13 protein-coding genes are annotated in these 13,369 nt (G+C 69.1%); 5 read left to right on the plus strand and 8 right to left on the minus strand.

Features of this window, described 5'->3' with window-relative positions; genetic code table 11:
• Positions 1 to 98 precede the first annotated feature (98 nt).
• The 8 genes from F624_RS0113600 to F624_RS0113635 all read right to left on the minus strand — a co-directional run bounded on the left by F624_RS0113600 (position 99) and on the right by F624_RS0113635 (position 8,697).
• Complete coding sequence (locus tag F624_RS0113600; protein WP_019574863.1) at positions 99 to 1,139, minus strand: CysB family HTH-type transcriptional regulator; 1,041 nt, start codon at positions 1,137 to 1,139, stop codon at positions 99 to 101.
• Between the two features lie 242 nt (positions 1,140 to 1,381).
• Positions 1,382 to 2,530: an acyl-CoA dehydrogenase family protein gene (locus F624_RS0113605; protein ID WP_019574864.1), complete on the minus strand. Its 1,149-nt coding sequence runs from the start codon at positions 2,528 to 2,530 to the stop codon at positions 1,382 to 1,384.
• Positions 2,527 to 3,342, minus strand: a complete 816-nt coding sequence (locus tag F624_RS0113610) for a class II aldolase/adducin family protein (RefSeq protein ID WP_031254962.1) — start codon at positions 3,340 to 3,342, stop codon at positions 2,527 to 2,529. Before F624_RS0113610 ends, F624_RS0113605 begins: the two co-directional genes overlap by 4 nt.
• A gap of 28 nt (positions 3,343 to 3,370) precedes the next feature.
• Positions 3,371 to 4,474 (minus strand): LLM class flavin-dependent oxidoreductase, encoded by a 1,104-nt coding sequence (locus F624_RS0113615; RefSeq protein WP_019574866.1) that lies wholly within the window; start codon positions 4,472 to 4,474, stop codon positions 3,371 to 3,373.
• A gap of 150 nt (positions 4,475 to 4,624) precedes the next feature.
• The gene (locus F624_RS0113620; RefSeq protein WP_019574867.1) at positions 4,625 to 5,806 is read right to left on the minus strand and encodes a c-type cytochrome; all 1,182 of its coding nucleotides are present in this window, start codon (positions 5,804 to 5,806) and stop codon (positions 4,625 to 4,627) included.
• 28 nt (positions 5,807 to 5,834) lie between these two features.
• Positions 5,835 to 6,638 (minus strand): ABC transporter ATP-binding protein, encoded by an 804-nt coding sequence (locus F624_RS0113625; RefSeq protein ID WP_019574868.1) that lies wholly within the window; start codon positions 6,636 to 6,638, stop codon positions 5,835 to 5,837.
• Positions 6,632 to 7,657, minus strand: a complete 1,026-nt coding sequence (locus F624_RS0113630; RefSeq protein WP_019574869.1) for an ABC transporter permease — start codon at positions 7,655 to 7,657, stop codon at positions 6,632 to 6,634. The genes F624_RS0113625 and F624_RS0113630 overlap by 7 nt, the downstream gene beginning before the upstream one ends.
• 11 nt (positions 7,658 to 7,668) lie before the next feature.
• The gene (locus F624_RS0113635; protein WP_019574870.1) at positions 7,669 to 8,697 is read right to left on the minus strand and encodes an ABC transporter substrate-binding protein; all 1,029 of its coding nucleotides are present in this window, start codon (positions 8,695 to 8,697) and stop codon (positions 7,669 to 7,671) included.
• Between the two features lie 250 nt (positions 8,698 to 8,947).
• Here F624_RS0113635 and F624_RS0113640 point away from each other — a divergent pair, with 250 nt between their 5' ends.
• From F624_RS0113640 to flhD, 5 genes are all read left to right on the plus strand, one after another.
• The gene (locus F624_RS0113640; RefSeq protein WP_019574871.1) at positions 8,948 to 9,589 is read left to right on the plus strand and encodes a cysteine dioxygenase family protein; all 642 of its coding nucleotides are present in this window, start codon (positions 8,948 to 8,950) and stop codon (positions 9,587 to 9,589) included.
• A gap of 59 nt (positions 9,590 to 9,648) precedes the next feature.
• Positions 9,649 to 11,256 (plus strand): rhodanese-related sulfurtransferase, encoded by a 1,608-nt coding sequence (locus F624_RS0113645; RefSeq protein WP_019574872.1) that lies wholly within the window; start codon positions 9,649 to 9,651, stop codon positions 11,254 to 11,256.
• Between the two features lie 175 nt (positions 11,257 to 11,431).
• Positions 11,432 to 11,749, plus strand: a complete 318-nt coding sequence (locus F624_RS0113650) for a hypothetical protein (protein WP_019574873.1) — start codon at positions 11,432 to 11,434, stop codon at positions 11,747 to 11,749.
• The gene (locus tag F624_RS33430; RefSeq protein WP_051107398.1) at positions 11,746 to 12,684 is read left to right on the plus strand and encodes a GGDEF domain-containing protein; all 939 of its coding nucleotides are present in this window, start codon (positions 11,746 to 11,748) and stop codon (positions 12,682 to 12,684) included. The genes F624_RS0113650 and F624_RS33430 overlap by 4 nt, the downstream gene beginning before the upstream one ends.
• A 202-nt stretch (positions 12,685 to 12,886) precedes the next feature.
• Positions 12,887 to 13,216: a flagellar transcriptional regulator FlhD gene (gene flhD / locus F624_RS0113660; protein WP_019574875.1), complete on the plus strand. Its 330-nt coding sequence runs from the start codon at positions 12,887 to 12,889 to the stop codon at positions 13,214 to 13,216.
• Positions 13,217 to 13,369: the final 153 nt, after the last annotated feature.

The raw sequence follows: 13,369 nt of genomic DNA on the forward strand, positions 1-13,369 counted from the left end.
TGGAGGTACGACACCGTAGGCGCCGCAGCCCCCATGGCCAACGAAGATTTGCGGTGATCGATATGTGCCGGGCGCACCTGGCCCGGCGCGCGGCGGGCTCAGTCCGCCAGGGCGGGCACGGCGGCTTGCACCGCCCCCAGCAGGGGCCAGGGTTCGGGTGGAGGGGGCGGCGGCGGGGGCGGTGGCGCGGTGGCGGCCAGCCGGGTGGGGGCCCGCCCCTCGTCCAGCGCAGCACGCACCACGCCTGCCGTGAGGCTGGGGGCAAAGGCCTCGATGAACGACTCTTCATACGAGCGCAGGTAGGTGCCCGCACGCACGGCCAACCGGGTCAGGTTGAAGCCGAACAGGTGGCTGGCATCCAGCGCGCGCAGGCCTTTGTCGCGCAGCGGGTCGAAGGCCATGCTGGCCACGATGCCCACGCCCATGCCCAGCTCGGCGTAGGTCTTGATGACGTCGGCATCCATGGCGGTCAGCGCGATCTCGGGCTGCACCTGGTGGTGCGCAAAGGCCTCGTCGATGTGCGAGCGGCCGGTGTAGCCGGTGTCGTAGGTGATCAATGGAAACTCGGCCAGGCGGCTCAGCGTCACCGGGCCGTCGTGCTGCAGCAGCTCGTGCCCGGGCGGGACCACCAGCGAGTGGCTCCAGCGGTAGCAGGGCAAGGCCACCAGGCCTTCGAACTGGGCCAGTGCCTCGGTGGCAATGCCCACATCGGCCTCGCCCGCCAGCAGCATGGCGGCCACCTGCTGGGGCGTGCCCTGGTGCAGGTGCAGCCGGATCTCGGGAAAGTGCTGCGAAAACTGCTTGACCGCCCGCGGCAGGGCGTATCGGGCCTGCGAGTGCGTGGCCGCCACCGACAGCTGTCCGCTGCGCGGCGCCACGTACTCCTGCCCCGCCTTGCGCAGGTTGTGGCTGTTGAGCAGGATGCGCTCGATGATGGGCAGCACATGGCTACCGGGCTCGGTCAGGCCCGTGAGGCGCTTGCCCACCCGCACAAACAGCTCAATGCCGAGTTCGTCTTCCAGCTCGCGGATCTGTCGGCTCACGCCGGGTTGCGAGGTGTTCAGGGTCTGGGCCACCTCGGTGAGGTTGAAGCCGCGTCGCACGGCCTCTCGCACCGATCGGAGTTGCTGGAAGTTCATGGCGGATGCGTCCTGGGGGTTGGGTCACTTCATGTGCCTCGACAGCGTCGATGGCCTCTGAAAAGGACGCGATTCTTCGCCAGTTGCCCGCCGCAGAAAACGAATATTTGGGCAGCACCTTATCGCCAAAACGAGCAAGCAAAAGCACCCGCCCAGCACCGATGGCCAGGCCCTTTTCAGGGCCCGGCCATGCGGGTGGCGGGCAGCACGCGGGCTGCACCGAAGGGCTCAGGCTCGCGTGTTCAAAGCCCCAGTGCGCGGCGGCCCGCCGCGATGTGCACGCTGTCGTCCTGCGGGGTGTGCACCACGCCGCACTGCACGTCGCGCAGGTGGCGCTCCAGCGGGTTGCGCCGCGCCAGGCCATGGTTGCTGCTCAAGGCCACGGCCTGCTGCACCGCCTGCAAGGCGTTGTGCGTGGTGACCGACTTGACGATGCCGCTGTCGGCGTAGCTCGGCTCCAGGCCGGCCTCCAGGTCGGTGACCAGGCTGTCGATCAGGCGTTGGTTCACCTTCAGCAGGGCTTCGATCTGGCCCAGGTGCTCCTGCGCCCGCGGCAAGGTGGACAGCGCCGCGCCCAGGCTGCTGGGTTTGCGGTCATGCAAAAAGCCCACCACCCAGTCGCGGGCGGCGCGGGCCACCCCGGTGTACAAGGCCGCAAAAAAGGCGGCCATTTCACCTTGCATCAGCAGGTCGCCCTGGCCCCAGTCGGCCGGGGCACGCAGCTCCAGCGGTGCGTCCGCGGGCAGCAACACGTCTTCGAAGACGATGTCGTGGCTGCCGCTGGCGCGCAGGCCCAGGTGGTCCCAGGTGTTCTCGATGCGGGTGCCAGGCAGGCCGGCGGGCACCAGGAAAAAACCGGTGCGCGGCTGCTCGTCGTCGGTGCGGGCCCAGACCAGGTACCAGGCCAGGATCGGTGCCCCGGTGGAGTAGATCTTGCGCCCCGACAGGCGCCAACCGCCATCGGGCTGACGCCGGGCGATGGTGGCCGCCAGACCGCCGCGCGCAGGCGTGCCCAGCTCAGGCTCGACCCGCAGGGCGTTGGACAGGCTCACGCGCTGCAGCGAATCCTGCACCACGCGGCGCGCCAGCGCCTCGGGCCAGGGCTTGTGGCGCCGGCCCATGCCACGGTGCTGCATGTACTGCATGGTCAGCACCAGGGCGGTGGCCGGGTCGCCATGCGCCACGGCCCCCACCACATCCGTGAGCTGGCCCAGGCTGGCGCCCTGCCCGCCATAGGCCACCGGGGCCGCCAGGGTCAGCAGGCCGGCGGCATGCAGGTCGTCAAAATTGCGGAACGGGAAGCTGCCGTCCAGGTCATGCGCCGGCGCGCGGGCCGCGAACTCGACGGCCAGGGCGCGTGCAGTCTGGCCCCAGCTCAGCGGGGCGTTCACTGCAGCACCTCGGGCTGCTCGCTCACGATGATGTCGTAGAAGCCCTTGAACGAAAACTCGGCACCGCCCGGGCGGCCGACCTGGCTGTGGGTCAGCACGGCCACGTCATGCGGGATCGGCTGCGGCTTGCCGGCGGCCTCGGCCAGCAGCTGGGTGTGGCAGGCATTGTCCAGCGCGATGTACCACCAGGCGGCCGACTCGACCGAGGGGCCGGCGGTCAGGATGCCGTGGTTCTTCAGGATCACGGCCTTGCGTTGGCCCAGCGCCTTGCCGATGCGAAAGCCCTCATCGGTCTCCAGCACCACACCGCTGAAGGTGTCGAACAGGGCGTGGTCCTGGTAGAAGGCACAACCGTCCTGGGTCAGGGGGTCCAGCTCACGGCCCAGGGCCGACCAGGCCTTGCCGTAGGTCGAATGGGTGTGGGCGGCGGCCACGATGTCGGGGCGCGCCTCGTGCAGCGCGGCGTGGATGGCAAAGGCGGCCCGGTTGAGCGGGCCCTGGCCCACCACGATCTCGCCTTGGGAGTTCACCAGCAGCAGGTCGGACACCTTGATCTGCGAGAAGTGCAGGCCAAAGGGGTTGACCCAGAAGTGATCGGTCAACTCGGGGTCGCGCGCCGTGATGTGGCCGGCCAGGCCGTGGTCGAAGCCAAAGCGGGCGAACAGGCGGAAAGCCACGGCCAGGCGCTCCTTGCGGTGGCGGCGCTCGGCCTCCACGGTGGTGCGGGCCGGGGGTTCGTCGAACCAGTCCTTGCGTTGCGGGTGGGGGTTGCGCACCAGGGTGAGCGAGGGGGGTTGCAGAACAGCAGACATGGGGGGCATTCCTTCAGGCGAGGTTCATTCAGGCGGCTTTGAGTTGGGCTTGGGCTGCGGCGGCGGCATCGCGCTCGGCCACTTTCTGGCGCACCAGGGGCAGCAGTTCGCGGCCATAGTCGATGGCGTCCAGCAAGGGGTCGAAGCCTCGGATCAGGAAGGTGCTGATGCCCAGGTCGTAGTACTTGAGCAAGGCGTCGGCCACCTGCTCGGGCGTGCCCACCAGGGCCGTGGTGTTGGAGCGGCCGCCGGTTTCACGGGCGATCGCCGTCCACAGGCGTTCGTCCACCCGGTCGCCCTGGGCCGCATCGGCCAGCAGGCGGCGGGCGCCCTCGCTTTGCTGCGGGCCGCCGCGGGCGAAACCCTGCAGCGAGCGCACGCGGCGCGTGTCTTCCAGAATGCGTTCGGCCCGGGCCCAGGCCTCGTCCTCGGTGCGGCCCAGGATGGGGCGGAACGAGATGCTGAAGTCGATCTCACGGCCATGCTGGGCGGCCGAGGCGCGCACACGGCGCACCAGGTCGCCGGCCTGGGCCAGCGACTCGCCCCACAGGGCATAGACGCTGGCGTGCTTGCCCGCCACCTGCAGCGCGGCCTCGGAGGCGCCGCCGAAATAGATCGGCAGGTGCGGCTGCTGCAGGGGCTTGACCTCGGACCAGCCGCCCTCGATGCGGTAGAAGCGGCCTTCGTGGTTCAAGGGCTTGTCAGCCGTCCAGATCTGGCGCAGCACGCTCAGGTACTCGTCGGTGCGGGCATAGCGGTCGTCATGGCTCAGGAAGTCGCCGTCGCGGCGCTGATCTTCGTCCGAGCCGCCGGTGATGTAGTGCACGGCCACGCGGCCGTCGGTGTACTGGTCCAGCGTGGCCAGCTGGCGCGCCGTGACGGTGGGTTGCTGCAGACCCGGGCGGTGCGCCAGCAAGAACTTGATGCGCTGGGTGACCGAGGCCGCGTAGGTGACCGCCAGCAGGTTGTCGGGGCTGGTGGCATGCGCCGGCACCAGGATGCGGTCAAAGCCGGCGTGCTCATGGGCCTGGGCAAACACGCGCACAAAGTCGCGGTCGATCACCGGGCCACGGCGGGGAAAGGTTTCAGAGACTTCGTGCGGCTGGATCATGCCGATGAACTGGACACTCATGGGGGACTCCTGTGTTGGAAGGGCGGTGGAGGGCTTCACGGATGGCTTCACGATAGGCCGACCCCGCCCCCACAACAACGAAGCAAAACGCGTGAGGACATGCGCTTTCGGCATGTCCGTGCGCGCCGGGCCTGGCCCGGCCGGGCCCCGTCAGTGGGGAATGCCGCCGCGGCGCGGCGCCACCGGGTCGGCGTCCATGGCGGCCACCAGCGCGCCCAGGGGATCGGCATCGGCCGGGGCCGACCGGTCCGTGCTGGCCACAGGGGCCGTGGCATTCACCGATCGGCACACCAGATCGGCCGCCGACCAGCTCTGCCCCGGCTGGGCCCGGCCCCGCAGCCAGCCTTGCCGGTCCACCAGCACCTGCTGGCCCTGCAGCCGATCGGCCGGCTGCCCCAGGACCAGGGCCAGGGCCTGGCGGAAGTCGGCCGCATCGGCCTCCACGAGACGGCAATCGGTGCCGGCCTCCGCCCCACCGCTGCCCTGCCCGATGCCCAGCACGCGCGGGTCCAGCACCAGCGGTGTGCCGGGCGAAGCAGCCACCAGCAGGCGCTGCCCCTGCAAGCCGCGAAGACTGCGCAACTCGCTGGTCACACCGCAGCGCACCCGGGCATCGGGCAGGCGCACCGGCAGCTCCCAGCGCCCTTCACGGGCCAGGGTCTGGCCCGAGGCCTGGGCCTGCAGAAAATCGAGCACGTTCCAGGTGTCGGCCTCACTCAAGGCGTCGGCAAAGCCGGGCATGGTGGTCTGGCCATCGCGGTCCTGCAGACCGTGGCGCACGCGCCACCACAGCTCGCCCTCCAGGCGTTGCCACAGCAGGCGCCCATTGAGCCGCGGTGGCCACATGGGCAAGGCAGGCGCATCGGGCCCTTCACCGCCACCACCCGCGGCGTGGCAGCGCTGGCAATGTTGCTGGTACACGGCCTGACCGCGCACGATGGAACGGGCACTGAAGCCGCTGTCACTGACATGGAAGCTGCTGGGCAGCGCCGGCCCGGCCAGCAGGCCGAACACGCTCCAGGGGGCTGCGGCCAGCAAGGCCACTGCAGCGAGCAGGCCAGGCCAGCGGGCGCGCCGCCAAAAGACCGCCAGCCCCATCAAGGGCAAGGCGATGGCCAGGGCCGCCGCGCACAGCAACAGGCGGCGCGCCTGCCCAGGCTCGAACCCCATCAGTTCGCCATGCAGCCGCTGTGCCCAGGGCCACACCGGCTGCCCGGCCACGCTGTCGCTCAGGCCCAGGGCAAACCACAGACGGCGCAGGGCATCCTGCACCTCGTACAAGACGCCGAGCACGGTGTTGACTTGCTCGGGCGTGGGGGTCCAGTCGATCACGCGCTCAGCCCGACTCCAGCCACAGCGGTCACCAGCTGGCGTCCAGGCCCAGGTGGGCCAGGGCCTGGTGCCGCAGCTCGGCCAGACGCGGGTCACCGCGGTGGCGCGGATAGGGCGCCTCGTTGACCAGCTCGGCCACGATGCGCGAGGGCCGATCGGACAGCACGATCACGCGCTGGGCCAAAAAGAAGGCCTCTTCCACATCATGCGTGACCAGCAGGGCCGAGAAGCCCTGGCGCTGCCACAGCGCCAGCAGCTCGGTCTGCATGGTCAGGCGGGTCAGCGAATCGAGCTTGCCCAGGGGCTCGTCCAGCACCAGCAGGCTGGGGTCGTTGACGATGGCACGCGCCAGCGCCACGCGCTGCGCCATGCCGCCCGAGAGCTGGTGCGGGAAGGCCTTGGCAAAGTCCTGCAAACCCACCAGCTTGAGCGCGGCCTCGACGCGGGGCTGCAGCGCTGCCAGCGTGCCGCGCGCCTGCGGGCCCAGGGCCACGTTGTCGCGCACCGTGCGCCAGGGGAACAGCGTGGGGTCCTGGAACACCACGATGCGCGAGGGATCGGGCCGGGTGACCGGCACGCCGTCGTGCAGGATCTGCCCCGCACTGGGCGGCTCCAGCCCGGCCACCAGGCGCAGCAGGGTGGACTTGCCGCAGCCGCTGGGGCCGAGCAGGGCCACAAATTCACCGGGGCGGATGTTCAGGCTCACCCCATCGACCACCGGCAAGGGGCCGGCCGGCCCGTCGAACTGGTGGCTGACCTGCTCGATGCGGATGTCGGCCCCAGCAGGCGTTGCCACCGGGCTCTGCAGTGCGGCACTCGTGGAACTCACCATTGCACCACCCCCTTCTGCCAGGACAGCACACGGTCGCGCACCGTGAACAGCAAGGTGATCACGCCCGAGAACAGCAGCGCCATCACCAGCAGGGCCCCATACATATTGGGGTAGCTGGCCCAGCCCTGGGCCCAGGTGAGGTACCAGCCCAGACCCGACTTGACGCCCAGCATCTCGGCCACCACCAGGGTGGCAAAGGCATGGCCCAGGCCCATGAACAGGCCCACAAAGACCTGCGGCATGGCGGCCGGAATGGCCACGCGGAACACCAGAAAAGCGTTCGAGGCCCCCAGCGTGCGCGCCACGTCATAGAACTGGCGGTTCACCGTGGCCACACCCGACCAGGTCAGGATGGCCACCGGAAAGCCCGTGCCCATGGCGATCAGGAACACCGCGGTGGACCAGCTCGACGGGAAGAAATAAAACGAGATCGGCAGCAGCGCGGTGGTCGGGATCGGGCCCAGCACACGCAGCACCGGGTGGATCCAGTAATGGGCACGGCGTGACCAGCCCATCAACACCCCCACCACAAAGCCCACGGCCGCGCCCGAGCCGATGCCCACGCCCAGCAGGATCAGCGAGTTGGCGGCGCTGTCGCTCAGGCGGCGCCAGTCGCTCACGTACACATCGGCCAGGCTTTGCGGCGGCGCAAAGAAGGGGGTGGGCAGCCAGCCCAGCTTGGCCGTGACCAGCTCCCAGGCCAGAAAGCCCACGCCCAGCACCGTGAGCCAGGGGCCGAAGCCCCGCAGGCGCTGCACCACCGGGGCGGCCAGGCGCCCCCCCAGGCTCAACACGCCCAGCGCAGCCGCCAGCCCCAGGCTGACCCAGCCGAACTCGGCGGTGTAGTTCCAGTCGCTGAAGCCCACCTGCTTGTTCGGCCAGCCCAGGGTGAGCGCCCCCAGGGCGGCCCAGGCCACGGCGGCCGCCAGACCGGTGGCCCACCAGGCCGAGGGCGCTGGTGCCTCGCGCCGCAGCGACAGACCGGCCGCGGCCGGGGGTGAATGCACGGTGCTGTTCATCACGCCACTCCTCAGGACAGCACGTCGGCGTGCACGAACTCGGCGAAGCGCACCGGGTCGGTGGTGGGCTTGAGCACGCCCACCAGCTTGAAGTCACGCGCAAAGAACTCGATCTCTTTCTTCAGCGCCACGCCGCTGGGGTGGTGCTTGTGGGTCAGCGTGCCCAGCACGGTGCGCAGGTCGTCCACCGACACCTTGGAGTAGGGGCTGTAGATCTTGGCGGCTTCGTTGGGGTTGCTGGCCACGAAGTCAGAGGCCTCGTTGATCGAACGCGCCAGCGCGGCCGCGGTGGCACGGTCTTCACGCGCCAGCTTGCCGCTGACCCCCAGCACGCAGCAGGTCTTGTCGGCGTACTCGCCACTCAGGTTGGTGGCCAACTCGATCAGGCCCTTGGTCTTGCGCTCGATCACGAACAGGTTCGGGTCGCCGTCGGCGATCGCGTGGGCCTCGCCCTTTTCCACCGCCACCCCCAGCAGGTCGCCCGGGAACTGGCGCCAGGTCACGTCCTTCTCGGGGTCGATGCCGGCCTTGGTGAACAGCACCGAGAAGAAGTTCTTGCCCGGGCTGTTCAGGTCCGACACCGCGATGGTCTTGCCCTTGAGCTTTTGCAGGCTGGTGACCCCGGCCGGGCCATAGCCCACCAGGCGGGTGCAGCCACCGTGTGAGCTGCTGACCAGCTTCACGTCGAAGCCCGACTCGAGCGGCTTGATCCACCGGTGGATCATGCCCAGGCCGGCATCGGCCTTGGAGGTGGCGATCGACTCCAGCAACTGGTCGGTGGAGCCGGTGTAATTGATGAGCTCGACATCCAGGCCGTTTTTCTCGAAGATGCCGCGCGTGATGGCCACCGACACCGGGGCCAGGCACACGGCGTTGGCGTTCCAGGCCAGCTTGATCGGGCGCAGCTTGCCGGCCGCCAGCACCTGGCTGGCGCCCACGCCGGCCACGGCCGACAGGCCCAGCGCGCCCACCGAGCGCAACAGGCGCCGGCGCGAAGGCAGGATGATCGAAGACGCAGAGGCGTTGAGGGGGGTTGTCATGGGGAACCTTTCAGTCGGGGCGGGTCGGGGCGTGTCGTTCAGGCCTTGGCAGGCCCGTGCGGGCTGCGGCACAGGCCGCAGGCGCCGCTGCTGGGAGCGGATTTGACAGAAATCATTCGCCCCATGGAAATAAGAAAACCGGCCATGCTTATGAAGAAGTTGCCAAGCGCGCCGCGGCGCATTGCGCTCCAATACAGGCTGCCCCTGAAGCCGGGCCGCCCCGCCCCCTGATTTCCTGCCCCAGAAGCCCATGAGCCAGAACACCCCGCCCCACCAGCCCAACCTGCCCCACTTGCCCCGTCTGCGCGAATTCGTGCAGCAGTTCACCCGCCTGATCGACACCGGTGCCGACGAAGCGCGCCTGCTGCACGAAGGCGGCGCGCTGCTGGCCGCCCTGGTGGCCCACGACGACTGGCTGCCCGCCGAACTGAGCCAGCCCCACCCCGAGCACTACCAGCAGTACCTGCTGTACGCCGATGCACGCGAGAACTTCTCGGTGGTGAGCTTTGTGTGGGGCCCGGGCCAGGCCACACCCATCCACAACCACACGGTGTGGGGCCTGATCGGCATGCTGCGCGGCCAGGAACGCTCGCAGGCCTATGCCCAGGACGCGGCCGGCCACTGGCGCCCCACGGGCGAGGCCCACGAGCTGCACCCGGGCCAGGTCGATGCCGTGTCGCCCCGCATCGGTGACGTGCACCGGGTGAGCAATGTGCTGGCCGACCAGGTGTCGATCAGCATCCACGTCTATGGCGCCAACATCGGGGCCGTGAAGCGCTCGGTGTTCCTCGAAGACGGCACCGAAAAGCCTTTTGTGTCGGGCTACACCAACCGCAGCCTGCCCAATCTGTGGGACCGCTCAGCCGAGGTGCGCGCCAGCCTCCAAGGCTGAGCGGCCGCCCCGTCCTCCCGCTTTCGACCCCCCCTTCATCCAAAACAAGAAACTGCACCGTGACCACTGCCCTGCCCACCACCCCCTACGCCCAAGTCCGCGAACACCTGCTGGCCGGGCGCGAGATCGCCCTGCTGGATGTGCGCGAGGAAGACCCCTTTGCCCAGGCCCACCCGCTGTGGGCCGCCAACCTGCCCGTGGGCCGCATCGAGCTCGATGCCTGGACCCGCATCCCGCGCCGCGACACCCCGGTGGTGGTGTTCGATGACGGCGAAGGCCTGGCCGAGACGGCCGCGCGCCGCCTGCAGGCCCTGGGCTACAGCCAGGTGTCGCTGTTGGCCGGCGGCCTGCAGGGCTGGCGCGATGCAGGCGGCGAGCTGTTCCGCGACGTCAACGTGCCCAGCAAATCCTTTGGCGAGCTGGTCGAGGCCGAGCGCCACACCCCCTCGCTGCCCGCCGAAGAGGTGAAAGCCCTGATCGAAAGCCAGGCCAATGTGGTGGTGCTGGATGCGCGCCGCTTCGACGAATACCAGACCATGAGCATCCCCAGCGGGGTGAGCGTACCCGGGGCCGAGCTGGTGCTGCGCGCCGCCGCCCTGGCGCCCGACCCGAGCACCCACATCGTGGTCAATTGCGCAGGACGCACACGCAGCATCATCGGCACCCAGTCGCTGGTGAATGCCGGCCTGCCCAACCGCATCACGGCCTTGCGCAACGGCACCATCGGCTGGCTGCTGGCCGGCCAGACGCTGGACCACGGCGCCAACCGCCGCGCCCCCGAGGTGAGCCCCGAGCAACAAGCCCGCGCCGCCGCGCAGGCCCGTGCCGTGGCCGACCGCGCCGGGGTGCGCCGCGCCACGCTGGCCGATCTGCCCGCCTGGGCGGCTGAAACCAGCCGCACCACCTACCGCTTCGATGTGCGCACGCCCGAGGAATTTGCCCACGGCCACCTGCCGGGCTTTCGCAGCGCCCCCGGCGGCCAACTGGTGCAGGAGACCGACCACCAGGCCCCCGTGCGGGGTGCGCGCATCGTGCTGGCCGACACCGATGGCGTGCGCGCCAACATGAGCGCCTCGTGGCTGGCCCAGATGGGCTGGGAGGTGCATGTGCTTGACAAGCTGCCGGCGCAGGCGCTGAAGGAAACCGGTTCCGCCCCCACCGCAGTGCCCCCGCCTGAGCAGCCCATCCCCCTGACCTCGGTGGCCACCTTGCAGGGCTGGCTGGCCGAGGGCAGCGACACGGTGGTGATCGACTTCACCCCCAGCGCCAATTACGTGAAACGCCACATCCCGGGCGCCTGGTGGGCGCTGCGCTCGCAGCTGGCCCAGGGCCTGGCCCACATCCGCAGCCAGCAGCCCGGTGCGCAGCGACTGGTGCTGACCTGCGGCAGCTCGGCCCTGGCCGCCTACGCGGTGGCCGAAACCGCCCGCCTGAGCCCGGGGCTGAGCGTGTCACTGCTGGACGGCGGCACCCAGGCCTGGATCGAAGCCGGCCTGCCGCTGGAAAGCGGCGAAACCCAGCTGGCCGCCCCCCGCATCGACCGCTACCGCCGCCCCTATGAAGGCACCGATGCCCCGCGTGAAGCCATGCAGGGCTACCTGGACTGGGAGTTCGGCCTGGTCGAACAACTGGGCCGCGACGGCACGCATGGCTTCAAGGTGATCTAAGCCCTTGCCCGCCCCTGGCCTCGCGACAGGCCAGCGGGCCGATCCGTCAGTGAAAAAATTTTCTCAGGCAGTAAGCGGGGGATTTAGCCCGCTGCGGCAAAACAGCCCCACGATGGATGTTGTTACAAACATCTAAAAACAGGGTCCACCCGGACCCTCGCATCGGGAGGGCCTCTTGAACCTGTTCGCCGGCCTGACGCTGGACACCCCCACGCTGGTCTTCTCGATTGGCGCGCTGGCGCTGTTCATGGCCGTGTTCGCCTTCAACACCGCCTACGCCCTGCCGGCCCGCGACATGGGCCTGCGCAGCTGGGGGCTGGCCATGCTGGCACTGTGCGGCGGCTTCATGCTGTTCTTTCTGCGTGGCCATGCCCCCTTGGTACTGACCTTTGTGTTGGCCAACATGCTGGTGCTGCTCAGCTCGGTGATCTGTGTCGACGCCCATGCACGCCTGCTGGAGCGGCCCCCCCCTGGCGCGCACTGGCCCTGGTGAACCTTCTGGGGGTGCTGGGCACCGTGCCGGTGTACCAGGGCTGGCTGCCGCGGGGCGTGGCCATTCTCACCGTGTCGCTGGCCCTGGGCAGCAATTTTGCGATCAGCGCCCGCCTGATCTGGCGCCACCAACGCAGCACCCGTTCCCGTGCCGGCCTGTTGGCGGCTGGAATTCTGGCCGCCATGGCAACCGGATCCTCACTGCGCGGCATCTACAACATCACCGGTGAACGCGCCAACGTGCTGATCAGCTCGCAATTGCTGCCTCAGGTGGGGTCGCTGCTGCTGGGGGCCTTGTTCACCGTGGGCAGCTCGCTGGGCTTTCTGGCCATGGTCAACGAACGCCAGCGGCGCGAACTGGAGACCCACTCGCGCCGTGATGGGCTGACCGGCTTGCTCAATCGAACCGCCTTTTTCGAGGCCGCGCATGCTTATGTGGCCGCACCGGGTGGCGAGCGCTTTGGCGTGGTGATGATGGACATCGACTGGTTCAAGAAAATCAACGACCGCCATGGCCACGCTGCAGGGGACACCACGCTCACGCAGCTCGGGCGGCTGATCACCCAGCACACCCGGCTGTCCGACCTGGCCGGGCGTTACGGAGGGGAGGAGTTCTGCCTGCTGTTGAAAGATTGCACGCTGGCCGAAGCCCAGCGGGTGGCCCAGCAGTTGGTGAATGCGGCGGCCCGGCAGAGTGTGCGTCTGCCAGGCGGTCAGGCCCTGCACTTCACGCTGTCGGCCGGGTACGCGCAGCGCCAGGGCCTGCACGAAAGCCTGGAGCAGGTCATCAACCGCGCTGACCAGGCCTTGTACGAGGCCAAGCATGCCGGGCGCAACCGGGCTGTGGCCGGCTTGCCCACCGCGCCGCCGGAGTCGGTGCCTGCCGCTCCAGAAGGCAGCACCGACAACACCGGCGCAGCCTCCCAAGCGGCCTGAACCCAAGCGTCCGGACCACCGGCCGGACGGTGCTGAGGAGACAGGCGTGTCAGAAAAAACCTGACAAGCCGCCGACACAAAAGAGACAAGCGGCACAGGCAGAGGCCGACTTAATTTTTGATTGGGGGGTATTCACAATCCATTTCAACAGATCGACATTGCTTCATGCCCCCGGGCGAGGCGCCTCAGAAGGAGTTTGACCATGACCAGCGAACAAATGCTTGCCGAGATCCGCGAAGCCAACCTCACCTACCTGATGCTGGCCCAGTCCCTCATCCGCCTGGACAAGGCCGAAGCCATCTTCCGCCTCGGCCTCAACGAAGAGTCCGCCGACATCCTCTCCGCACTCTCCCCCTCCCAGGTCATGAAGCTCGCCTCGCGCAACACCTTGCTGGCACGCTTCCGCGTCGACGACGAACTCGTCTGGAGCCTGCTCACCAACCACAACACCCAGCAAAAGGTCGGCAACGAAGCCACCAACAAGCTGCACGCCAACATCCTCATGGCTGGCCGCCTCGCAGAAATCCTGTAAGCAGCCTGCAGCTTCCGACCGACCTTGCCCCCGGAGACCCTCATGAGCACCTCTTTCGCCACCGCCGCCGAGCCCAGCACCGCCGCTGCCCCTGCCGCTGCCGCCAAGGCCCCCGCCAAGAGCGTGCTCAACGAGTCCCGCCAGATCGAGCGC

Source organism: Curvibacter lanceolatus ATCC 14669 (assembly GCF_000381265.1).
GTDB classification, from domain to species: domain Bacteria; phylum Pseudomonadota; class Gammaproteobacteria; order Burkholderiales; family Burkholderiaceae_C; genus Curvibacter; species Curvibacter lanceolatus.